10 protein-coding genes are annotated in these 11,770 nt (G+C 37.5%); 3 read left to right on the top strand and 7 right to left on the bottom strand.

What is annotated here, in order from left to right; translation table 11 throughout:
* The 4 genes from PLA12_13140 to fliQ all read right to left on the bottom strand — a co-directional run.
* Nucleotides 1–422: FHIPEP family type III secretion protein (locus PLA12_13140; GenBank protein HOQ33437.1), on the bottom strand; the 422-nt coding region annotated here is incomplete at its 3' end.
* Between the two features lie 9 nt (nt 423–431).
* A complete protein-coding gene (gene flhB / locus PLA12_13135; GenBank protein ID HOQ33436.1) occupies nt 432–1,550 on the bottom strand; it encodes a flagellar biosynthesis protein FlhB in 1,119 nt (372 codons plus the stop codon).
* A 6-nt stretch (nt 1,551–1,556) separates the two neighbouring features.
* Nucleotides 1,557–2,351 (bottom strand): flagellar biosynthetic protein FliR, encoded by a 795-nt coding sequence (fliR, locus tag PLA12_13130; GenBank protein ID HOQ33435.1) that lies wholly within the window; start codon nt 2,349–2,351, stop codon nt 1,557–1,559.
* Between the two features lie 14 nt (nt 2,352–2,365).
* Nucleotides 2,366–2,638 (bottom strand): flagellar biosynthesis protein FliQ, encoded by a 273-nt coding sequence (gene fliQ / locus PLA12_13125; protein ID HOQ33434.1) that lies wholly within the window; start codon nt 2,636–2,638, stop codon nt 2,366–2,368.
* A gap of 355 nt (nt 2,639–2,993) precedes the next feature.
* On the opposite strand from fliQ, the gene PLA12_13120 reads away from it, so the two are divergent.
* The gene (locus PLA12_13120) at nt 2,994–4,520 is read left to right on the top strand and encodes a DUF4855 domain-containing protein (GenBank protein HOQ33433.1); all 1,527 of its coding nucleotides are present in this window, start codon (nt 2,994–2,996) and stop codon (nt 4,518–4,520) included.
* 45 nt (nt 4,521–4,565) lie between these two features.
* Here PLA12_13120 and PLA12_13115 read toward each other — a convergent pair whose 3' ends face one another.
* The 3 genes from PLA12_13115 to PLA12_13105 all read right to left on the bottom strand — a co-directional run bounded on the left by PLA12_13115 (nt 4,566) and on the right by PLA12_13105 (nt 8,860).
* A complete protein-coding gene (locus PLA12_13115) occupies nt 4,566–5,474 on the bottom strand; it encodes a sugar phosphate isomerase/epimerase family protein (protein ID HOQ33432.1) in 909 nt (302 codons plus the stop codon).
* Nucleotides 5,475–5,639: 165 nt separating this feature from the next.
* Nucleotides 5,640–7,424 (bottom strand): 2-succinyl-5-enolpyruvyl-6-hydroxy-3-cyclohexene-1-carboxylic-acid synthase, encoded by a 1,785-nt coding sequence (gene menD, locus PLA12_13110; GenBank protein ID HOQ33431.1) that lies wholly within the window; start codon nt 7,422–7,424, stop codon nt 5,640–5,642.
* Entirely contained in the window at nt 7,421–8,860 is a 1,440-nt protein-coding gene (locus tag PLA12_13105; GenBank protein HOQ33430.1) for an isochorismate synthase, read from the bottom strand. The genes menD and PLA12_13105 overlap by 4 nt, the downstream gene beginning before the upstream one ends.
* Nucleotides 8,861–9,599: 739 nt before the next feature.
* Here PLA12_13105 and PLA12_13100 point away from each other — a divergent pair.
* Both PLA12_13100 and PLA12_13095 read left to right on the top strand, forming a co-directional pair.
* Nucleotides 9,600–11,135, top strand: coding sequence for a class I SAM-dependent DNA methyltransferase (locus tag PLA12_13100; protein ID HOQ33429.1), 1,536 nt, complete (start codon nt 9,600–9,602; stop codon nt 11,133–11,135).
* A gap of 262 nt (nt 11,136–11,397) precedes the next feature.
* A complete protein-coding gene (locus PLA12_13095; GenBank protein ID HOQ33428.1) occupies nt 11,398–11,730 on the top strand; it encodes a killer suppression protein HigA in 333 nt (110 codons plus the stop codon).
* The last annotated feature ends 40 nt before the right edge of the window (nt 11,731–11,770 follow it).

Below are 11,770 nucleotides of genomic sequence, written 5' to 3'. Positions count from 1 at the left end.
TTGCACCGCGGGTTATCACAACAAACTGAATAACAACAAGTATGATAAAAATCAATGCCTACAAAAATATTTCCATAGGTAACAAAAGTACCGAAAGCCCGAATAACGGACCCGGCATCTGCCTGAGCCAGAATTAATCGGGTTGAAGCCACATTGAGACTTAGTCGGAATAAGGTAAGAATGAGCAATAACGATGGAAAGATTGAAAAATCCACAGCCCTTTGTAAATACATAGAGGACAAAAGCACTACAACAGATAGAGAAATGTTTAATGTCAGTAATAAATCCATCAGCACTTTAGGAATGGGAATAATAAGCACCACCAGCACACCGACTACGCAGATAGCCAGAGCAATGTCTGGACTGCGTGCCAGGCTCCAGATATTTGTCGATGGAACGCGTGTTGCCGGTGCTACCGCCATATCTTAATCCTATGCTGTTTTACGATTTTCTTTCCATAAAAATTCTTGCCGTTCCCTTCGCTTTTCTTCTCTACGGTCAATACGATATACGAAGGCTAATACTTCCGCAACGGCACGGAACAAATTTTCAGGCACTGATTGTCCGACCTCCACCGTTTTATACAGGGTCCGAGCAAGTTCCGGTTTCTGCACAATGGGAACTTGATGATGGACCGCAATTTCACGGATTCGTTCGGCTATAATTCTTGCACCTTTTGCGATAACAATGGGTGCAGGCATTGTATTTATATCATAACGCAAAGCAACAGCAAATTCCGTTGGATTGGTTATGATAACATCGGCTTTAGGAACTTCACGCATCATTCGCTGATAAGCGATTTGCCTTTGCATCTGACGGACACGCCTTTTTATGGCTGGGTCTCCTTCCATCTCTTTCATTTCTTCCCGCATTTCACGAACCGTCATACGCAAATCCTGTTCGCGTTGCCACCATTGAAAACCATAATCCATAATACCCAAAACCAGCATAACCAGGGCCACACGCCACCAAACGGCAAGAAAAAGTTCACCACAAACATACAAAATATCAACAATGGAATAATTGGGAAGAACAACAAGCTCGGTCCAGCGATAACGGAGGGCATAATAAACCATAACTAACAATAAGGCAAGTTTCGCAATGTTTTTTCCTAATTCATACAAAGCACGCAAAGAAAAAAACCGATTAAATCCGGAAATGGGATTTATTCGATTTAATTTAGGAATCAGAGGTTTTCCAGTCCAGAGTAAACCTACCTGTGCATACGTAATTGCCAGACCTGCTGCCATCATAATTAAAATATAAGGCAAAGAACATATTCCTATATAAATCCCAATTTCGAGCATCAGAGATTGGAGTTCGGAGGCATCATAAATAGGTTGCCAGGGCTCTTCAAAGTAATGTCTTATTACATAAAGAAAGTATTGAAAAGTCAGAGGAGCAATGAACCATAACGCCACCATAGCAGCCGTCAGACCGATAGCAGAAGTCAATTCTTGACTTCGTGTAACATTACCTTCTTCCCGAGCCCGCTCCTTTTTTCGTGGAGTAGGCGGAAATACTTTTTCACCTCCGACATCTTCTGGCATAAATTGTTATCCTAAACCTCGTATAAAAAGTTGAACTTCACGAACCATTTCCTGTGCCATGTCCTCAAAAACCCCCATATACGCACCTAAAGAAATTCCAACAACAATCATTCCCAAACCAATGGTAATAGGGAAACCAATGACTAAAAGATGTATCTGAGGAATAGCCCTACCTAATATTCCCATAACTGCATAAGTCAATATCATTGTTACAATGACAGGTCCCGCAAGACGAACCCCATACATAAACATCGTTTGACCCCATCGGGTTATTTCCCATCCAAAGTTATTATCCATTCGGCTCATCAAGCCTATTGGAAGTGTTTTATAACTATCTCCTAATATCTGCAATACCACAAGATGTCCATTTATCCATAAGAAAAACATGGCCCAGAGAATAAATAGATAAAAACCGAAAATAGGAAACTGCGTTTCCATAGCAGGATTGAAAATATTCATCATTCCAAAACCACTCTGTAAGTCCATAATTTCACCTGCAATCTGAACAGCGGAAAACATCAGGGATACAATAAAACCCATACCGATACCTATAAGAAATTCATAAGCACCAACAATCAGAAATGCTCCAGAACTATGGGGAATTCCTTGAGGTAAGGGAGACATTGTTGAAACAAGAATAATGGCTATTAAACCTGCTAATCCCGCTTTAACCATCATGGGAACATTCCGCGAACCTAAAACGGGCATAGAAACAAAAAGCCCCGATACCCGCATCAACACAAGGATGAAGAATAAAAAAACATCTACTTCAAATATTCGTGTCGGTAAAAATTCATCCATCCATAGTTAACCCTTCATAGTCGCGAAAATTCAAGAATTTGATTAAACAAATCTTGCGTAAAAACAATCAGGACACTTGAAATCCACGGTATCGCAATTAAAAAAACAATAAAAACCGCTAAAATTTTTGGAACAAATGTTAAGGTAATTTCCTGTATCTGTGTTACAGATTGCAGAATACTAATTACAAGCCCGACTAACATCCCCGTAAGTAACATCGGCGCAGAAATCATGAGTGTTATCCAAATTGCTTTTCTTCCCACTTCTACAAGAATATCTGGTGACATAATGTAAAACCTTATAATATATTTTTCATGTTATCGCCTTATCTTTAATTTTCTAATATTATATCAAAAATCACATTATATAGAGTGCAAATTATTACAATACCACAATATATTGTAAAAGTCAAGAGAAAAAATAAAAATTTAAGCGATTTTAATTGTCCAATAAAATACAGGAAAAATCCGAGGTTAAGAAAATACAATTTTGAAAAATCTTTTTCAGGCGGTTATATTTAAACATTGTTTATTTCTTTTAATAACAAAAATTATAAGAGAAGTGTCGAGTAAGTATAAGCACTTAAAAGTCTCTTAAATATTTTTGCATGTTTTGTTTTTATGTGAGAAGGGAGGTATACCCATGAAAGGAAAATTTACTATTACAAAGATTGCTCTGATAATACATATTTTTATTCTTTTTTTATGTAACTATCTATGGGCAGAGGAAAATATCCGTAGTTTTGAGATAAAAAATATTTGTTTAATTTATCATGGGTCAGACCAACGAAGAAACTGGCAGCCAGAAGATTTTAAACCGTATCTTATTTATACGGATATCTCTATAGAGAAGTCATTTCCCTTGTTTGATACTTTCCTTTTAATTGAGTATCGTTCTTCCGATGGTAAGTATTTCTGGGGCGGACAAAAGAAAGAAGAAATAGCAACTATTGAACAGTGGAAATGGCTTATCAATAGATGGGCTTCATGTCTCGATGCAATTAATGAATGTGTCGGTGAAATAAAAAAAGAAGGGAAAATACAAAACAAAATAAATATTATCATCACAATTCCTGAACCTGATATAAATTGCATAAACTTTGGAACATTATCGGGTTCTGAAGTTCCATTAAATTTTCAAAAGACGGAAGATGTATTAAAGGCATTACAATGGTATATGGATGAAGTTCTCTATCAAATCAAAGTTGGTGGATATGAACACTTGAATTTTATAGGATTTTACTATCTTGCAGAGTCTATCCCAGCAGGTAGGGAAAATGTAATAAAGGCTATGGCGGAAATAATTCATCGGTACAAATTGAAATTCTTCTGGATACCTTATTTTACAGGGAACAATGTTTGGTTATGGAAAGACCTTAATTTTGATTACATGTTTCTTCAACCGAATTATTTTTTTGAAGGGAAGGGAGGAAATCATCGTCTTTCTTTGGCGGGTTATCGTATTCAAGAGTTCCAATGTGGTGTAGAAATGGAATTAGATGACCGAATTTTCAAATCAGAAACGCATCAATATCGTTTTCAACAATATTTACAGGCAGGAACCCATTTCCAATGGGTAAAGAAACCGATAGCATGGTATCAGGCAAATGATACTATTTATAAATTAGCCCATAGTCAGGATGATAAGTTAAAAAGCATTTATAGAGATATTGCGTATTTTATTCATGGGGAGTATCAAACACCCTCTTATTTACCGCCGATTGAGGAATATAAAGTTCCCGACCGTAAGGGTAATAACTATGCCCATATAGATAATGGCACAAAGGTTATAAAACCCAATGATGGCTTTTGTTTATCTTTAAATCCAGAATGGATGATTGATGGAGATATAACAAACTATTCAGGAACGGCAGGATTTGGCTGTTGTGGTATTCCTGGAGAGATTGTTCTTGACTTTTCAAAAAATATCCTTGTCCATCGGGTTCAGTTATTACTTTTCAATCTTGATGAGCGTTATTATCAATACCATATAGACCTTTCTAATGACGGTCAAAACTGGAATACCGTGGTAGATAAAACACAAGGGGAGTATCGAGATTGGCAGACAGATATAATCCCATCACAGACAGCCCATTATTTGCGTATCGTTCCTACATATAATTCTGCCCATCAATCTTTATTTCAGGTTGTAGAAATAGAAGTCTACTAAAACCTTCAAATAGACAAGAAACCCTTTTTAACAAACCAATTCAAGCTATGCTTTCTTGGCTCCCTGAATAAATAAATCTATCCGTCGGGAAAGTTCTTTCAAGTAATTTTCATCACCGGCAGGAAATTCTTCTGTAACCCAACCCGTATAGCCGACTTCGTTTAAGGCTAATCGCACTTCTGCAAAATCTATATCCCCTTCATAGGGCAAATTGCACCATTGATAGCCATTTCGTTTAAAGTCTTTTATGTGGAGTTTTACAATGCGATTGCCTAAGGTTCGTATCCAATCTTGCGGATAACCGAATATAACGACATTTGCCATATCGAAATACGCACGGACAAAAGGACTGTTTATTTCATCAATGTATTGACGAAATTCCAAGGGACTTAAAAGGAATTTGTTCCAGACATTTTCCACAGCGATAATAACCTGATTTTTTTCTGCCACAGGAATTAATTCGCGAATATGTTGTTGGGAGCGTTCCCATGCTTCTTGATAGCGAACCTGTTCATTAACAACTGCAGGGACTAATAATACAGTGCTGGCTCCAACGCGTTTTGCTAATTCTAATGCATTGCTAATCCGTTGCTTCCCTTCCTCTACAACAGAAGGACTGGGATGGGATAGAGGTTTGTCCCAACCGCCGTAAATGATGGAATGAATTTCCAATTGATTTTTTTGTGCCGATTCCAAAACTTTATTGGCTTCATTATCATCTGTAAAGGGAGGTATCTCAATACCATCAAAACCTACATCTTTGGCTAATTTGCAACGGTCTAATTCGGATAAATTTTTCGGGAGATTGTTCCACTGAACGGCTTTTTTTAAACGGGGATAGGTATTGTTTCCCGATTGTGCCAGAAGCCCTTTCTGAAGTAAGGTAGAACCTAAGACAAAGGAACCGCTGGCATATAAAAATCTTCTACGAGATAAATCATCACTTGTTATCATTTTGTTTTCCTTTCAATAAATAAGTTTCTTTTGGAGAAATTGTAGTTTCATAGATTTTAAATGATTTCCATTGGAGTTGCAAAACTAAAAAGGCAAAGATGAATGATGGGGATGGTATTTTTTCATCCGCACATCTGTAATGGGGAATAATTGAAATGAAGGTATTCAGGGGTTTTTCTGAATGAGTTTTATGAGTTCTTTTCTAATCTGGTTTTGTAATTCTTTGTGGAGTTTTAAGTTTTCAGGGCGATTGGTTGAAACTTCGATAATTTTCGAAACACCTTTTTTAAGAGTATTTTGGTAGGTCTTTTTCAGTTCGTTAGGCGTTTGAACGATAGAATAGTCAATACCAAACATTTTGGCAACATTTCCGAAATTATAGCCGTGAGGCACACCAAAGTATCTTTCAAATGTTTCGGGATATGCAGAAATAGGCAGGAAAGAAAAAATTCCACCGCCATCGTTGTTGATAATAATTAATATTACCTTTACACCCTCGCTGGATAGTAAGGATATAGAATTGAGGTCATGAAGAGCGGATAAATCCCCGATAACAGCGGTAACCATTCGCTTGCGGGCAAAGGAGAAACCTGCGGAACTTGCGATTGTGCCATCTATTCCACTGGCTCCACGGTTGGCAAAGACCAATCCCCCTGTGCCGTTAATGGAACCATACATATCCGCATCACGAATAGGCATGCTATTCCCCAAAAATAAATCCGATTCTGCAGGTTTCCATTGGGATATATATCGAGCTACTGTAATTTCATTAAGTTCTTCCTGTTTTTCCGCCCATGTGTCTATAACCTGCTCTAATTTTTGAGACCATTCTACCGTCTCTAATCCCCAGGGATAAACATCCCGTCGTCGCATAGCAGGAGATAACCATGAGGAGAAAGAACTTAAATCTGTTTCAAAGCGATAGGTAACCCGATGTATGGGGTCCGTTCGTAGGGGGTGGTCGGTTACCAGCATATAATCAGGTCGTCTCTTTTCCAGAAATTCAAGAAGCCGTTTGGAAGTAATAGTGCCACCAATATGGAGTATAAACTTCGGATTGAACTTTTCAGAAAATTCAGGAAGAAGGAGCATCTGGTCATAATAAGGGACTGAAAAATCTGTTTTGTTGCCTAACCGTAAGCCAGAAGTGACATCTGGAAACACAGGCCAGTGCAAGGATTGAGCAAGATTGTAAGCAGATTTGATTTCCTGTTCTTTGCGTAACTCGCCTATTACAAGAAGTCCTTCTCGAACCGTTTCTATTTTATCAAGGACAAAGATTTCCTGTTCTGTCGTAAGTCTGTGTTCGGGTAAATTCCAGCGTGTAAAAGGTTTTTTATTAGACAACCAGTTATCAATAGGTTGTGTATAATCTTCAGGAATATCCCCTTCTATTTCGATGGGTTCTAAAGGTTCGCGAAACATACAATTAATATGCACAGGTCCTGCAGGAGCCCGACAAGCCTGATAGACAGCATGTCCGGCGGTCGTTAATATAACGGTGGGAGTAATGGCGGAATCCGGACAGGGCAGAGTAAACGACCAGCGGACATAATTACCAAAAATATCGGATTGTTCAATAGCCTGATTGGCTCCACATTGCAAAAGTTCGGGAGGACGGTCTGCAGTAAGTATAATTAAAGGTACTCGCGACAAAGATGCTTCAACTACAGGTGGAAAATAATTGGCCACGGCTGTCCCGGATGTGCAGATTAGAGCAATGGGCTTTCCTACGGCTTTTGCCCAATTTAATGCATAAAAGCCCATACCGCGTTCATCTACATGAATATGATGAACAATCTCCTTTTGACGGGAAACAGCCAGAGCCAAAGGAGTAGAACGAGACCCTGGGGAAATGCAGAAACCATGTACACCGTTTCGATATAGTTCTTCAACCAATAATCTTGCCCATAAATGGTTCATATTGGGTGATGGGATGATAGAAGTCATTTTTCTCCTCCGATGTCCTGCTTATAGGGATTACTTTGGGTTAATACATTTAAATAACCCATAATTTTATATTCCAGTTCATTCCATTCCGCTTCGGGTTGAGAACCCTTAACAATTCCCGCTCCGGAATATAAAGATATTTTATCCCCTTGCAATAGTGCAGAGCGAATTCCCACACAAAATTCTGCCGAACTGAACGAAATCCAACCAACCGGTCCTGAATAAACGCCTCGGTCTAATGGCTCTTCCCGTTTAATCCATTCTAACGCAGAACCGCGCGGATAGCCACCGATAGCCGGTGTAGGGTGTAATTGTTCCAGAATTTCTTCATCCTCCACGGCAGGATGCAGTATCCCCTTAAAATGGGTGTAGAGATGATGCACAGTGGGCAAAGAAATTATTTTAGGATGTTCATCATATTCATAAGTGGAGCACAATCGTTCCATGTTTGTCTTTAACATATCCACAACGATTTCATGTTCTCTGCGTTCTTTGATATTGTTCATTAATGAAGATTTTAAGTATTCATCTTCCTTTGTTTCTTTACCTCGTGCGACGGTTCCAGCCAATGCCTCTGTTTCAATGTATGTGCTTAATCTTTTATAAAGGCGTTCCGGGGATAGTCCAATGAAACCTCTTTCCGGTATAGGATTAAAGCAAAAGCGGTAACAATGCTTGTATTTTTCAGCCATGGACTTCAAAAGAAGAACTGGGTCAATCCTACGATTGGCTTCAAAAGTAGTTTCTCTCGCTAAAACTACTTTATCAAATACACCGGCACCTATTTCCGATAAAGTGCGTTGTATAAGTTCTACCCATTCCATTTTTGATGGACAGTCCAATCGGTGATGGAAATGAATAGGTTCCTGTTCCTTTTCTTCGGGAACACCTCCTCGAATCCATAAATCAAGATTATCGAGTATAGCGGCGATTTGTTTCATTCCGCCGTCTATATCTCCTCCCATAACATGGGCTATAAGATGCGTTTCTGTATCTGTTCGCAGTAATTCAACTCGCGGGACAACAAAGCGAAAGGCACGAAACGATTTCCATCGTTTTCCACGATTGTCCAGAGGGAGAAACTTAAATCCTCCATAATATCGAACTGTAGAGTAATCGTAAGATAATCGGTCTAAAATTTTTTCAATAACGGAAGCGTATGAAAAATCATAAATTTCTTCATCGGCTACGATAACATCTGCTTCACCCCAACCTGCCATTTCCCAGGGTTCATCTCTTGAAGCCCAATAATACCGCCCTACCCCTTGAATAGAAGACAACTCATCCAGAAGATTGCAAGGAGTATCAACAACCACACGGACATACCCAATCTTCCCTTCAGGAATACAACGAGAAGAGACTACCTTTAAAACTTTTTTCAGGAGGGAATAGGACAGTTCCCACTTTATTTGAGATGTTAGCAAATGAGAAGACACCGGAAACTCTTACAAATTCATCTGTGTTTTTTGTTGTAATTAAAAGAAAAACATATTAGATTGTATTCAAAGAGGAAGAAACTTCGCAACCTCTCCAAATTTCATTCGCTACTATAAAATAATCCATAAACCTCAATTTTACGCCATTGAGCCTATCAATGATAATTTAATTTAGTTATTCACGGATAGGGCATAGGTAAGGGATTTAAGCGGTAGGTTTTTTATCTATTATATTCTTTATTCTTTCTCTGAATATGCTAAATACGGTTTTACTCTATTGACAAACTTGTTCTTGCCTTTTATATTGATTTTTTATCGTTTGATATTTCATAATTATATTTTAATTTCTAAAGAAAAAGTTGTTGTATGTATCGGGGGCATAGATAGCACCTTATTAATGCTTTATGTGTTTAGTGTATCATTTAATGCAATATCAAGCAAACACTGTATAGTTGTTCACATTGTTAGAAAATCGTTTATGTGTTATTGAGATTAAAACCATTACTTCGGCTAAAAGCGGATAAGAGGGAAATTCAATATTTTTCCAAATTTGCTTTCGATAATTTCCTTTATCCGCATATTGTTATATAAAATGATGGTAATTGTGAATGATATTTATGAAAAGGTCAACAAAATAAAACCGAAAGAAAAAACCAGGCAAAAAACTGACAAAATGGTTGATGTGTATAAAATTGAATTACTATCCTAAAATTAAAGATATTTTTATGGAGTTTTGATTATGGCAAAAAAGAATAATAATACAACAGAATCATTTGAACAACAACTCTGGAAAGCCGCAGATAAATTGAGAAAAAATATCGATGCGGCGGAATATAAACATGTAGTGCTGGGACTTGTTTTCCTTCGCTATATTTCGGATGCCTTTGAAAACTTATACGAGAAGTTGAAAAAAGGTGAAGGGGACTATGCCGGTGCCGACCCGGAAGATATAGATGAGTACAGAGCCGAAAATGTCTTTTATGTTCCAACCAATGCGAGATGGCAACATCTAAAAGAAAATGCCAAAAAACCGGGAATAGGGAAAATACTTGATGAATCGATGGAGTTAATCGAAAAAGAAAATCCATCGCTAAAAGGAGTGCTGCCGAAGGTTTACGCAAGAGGGAATATTGACCCCATTAGCCTTGGCGGGCTAATCGATCTTTTTAGCAACATTGCTTTTGACCAAGCCAAGGAAAGAAGCGCTGATATATTAGGGCATGTGTTTGAGTATTTTTTAGGTCAGTTTGCTTTGGCAGAAGGGAAAAAGGGCGGGCAATTCTACACACCGAGAAGCGTTGTTGAACTTTTGGTAGAAATGCTTGAACCTTATAGAGGCAGAGTTTTTGACCCTTGCTGTGGCTCTGGGGGTATGTTTGTTCAATCTGAAAAATTTGTACAAGAGCATCAGGGAAGAATTAATGATATTTCCATCTATGGTCAGGAAAGCAACCAGACAACCTGGCGACTTTGCAAAATGAACCTTGCCATTAGAGGGATTGATGCATCGCAAGTGAAGTGGAATCCTGAAGGTTCGTTTTTGAACGATGCTCACAAAGACTTAAAAGCCGATTTTGTTATTGCCAATCCGCCTTTTAACGATAGCGATTGGAGCGGTGAGTTGCTCCGAAAAGATGTCCGATGGAAATATGGCATACCACCAACAGGAAATGCGAACTATGCATGGATTCAGCACTTTGTTCATCATTTAAACATCAAAGGTAAGGCGGGGTTTGTTCTTGCCAAAGGTTCTTTAACTTCGAAAACAAAAGAAGAGTATGAGATTAGAAAAAACTTGATAGAGGCTGATTTAGTAGAATGTATAGTAAATTTGCCTGCCAAATTGTTTTTAAATACTGGAATCCCTGCTTGTTTGTGGTTTATCAATAGAAATAAGAAGAGAAAAGGTCAGATTCTTTTTATAGATGCCCGCGATATGGGAGAACTTATAAACAGAAGAACAAGGGTTTTAAGACCTGAAGACATACGAAAGATTGCAGATACTTACCACGAATGGCAAAAAGGTAGCGATGGAAATTATCAGGATGTGGCAGGTTTTTGCAAGTCTGCATCTTTAGAGGAGGTAAAAAATTTAGATTATGTCTTAACTCCCGGTAGGTATGTTGGGCTTCCTGATGAAGAGGATGATTTTGATTTTGAAGAACGATTTACCCAGCTAAAAGCTGAGTTTATAGTGCAATTGAAAGAGGAGGAAAGGCTTAATAAACTTATTCTTGAAAATTTGGCAAAAATAGATTTGGACAAGGAACAATGAAAATGATGTTGAAGGAAATGTAGTTATTAGTGTATAGGATATAACGAATATAATTTACAATATTCGATGCAATCAAGTTATGCTTATAAGCGTTTTGGCAAAATTTTATGGAGTTGGAACAAAGAAGATACCTTTCATATGACTTTACTGAATAAGACATTGCTATTCAATTTACATGCACGAAAACTGAATTTCATAAATTTTTTTAACAGATAGTGTTAAAAATTTTTTGACTTTTTTGTTTTAATAAGGTATACTTAATATGGATATAAATGTAAATAATAAAAAGTTAAGAAAGATATTAGAAGATAAAAATAAAATAAGAAAAAAATATGGAACTAAAATGGCTGATAAAATTATGCAGAGAATAGATGATATAAAATGCGCTGAAAATTTAGAAATCCTTATGAAGTTGCCAGGTAAACATCATCCTTTAACAGGAGATAGAAACGGTCAATTTGCATGTGATTTAGTACAACCATATAGGCTTATATATAAACCTGGGAATGATCCTTTACCTATAAACGATGATGGTATGTTGATATATTCAGAAATTACCATAGTTGAAATATTAGAGATTGTAGATTATCACTAAGGAGTACAAAAATGATTGAGAAAAATAAATTAAAAACAAA

It is taken from the genome of Candidatus Hydrogenedens sp., from assembly GCA_035378955.1.
Taxonomy (GTDB): Bacteria; Hydrogenedentota; Hydrogenedentia; order Hydrogenedentales; family Hydrogenedentaceae; genus Hydrogenedens.
This window is presented reverse-complemented; position numbering and strand designations above follow the sequence as displayed.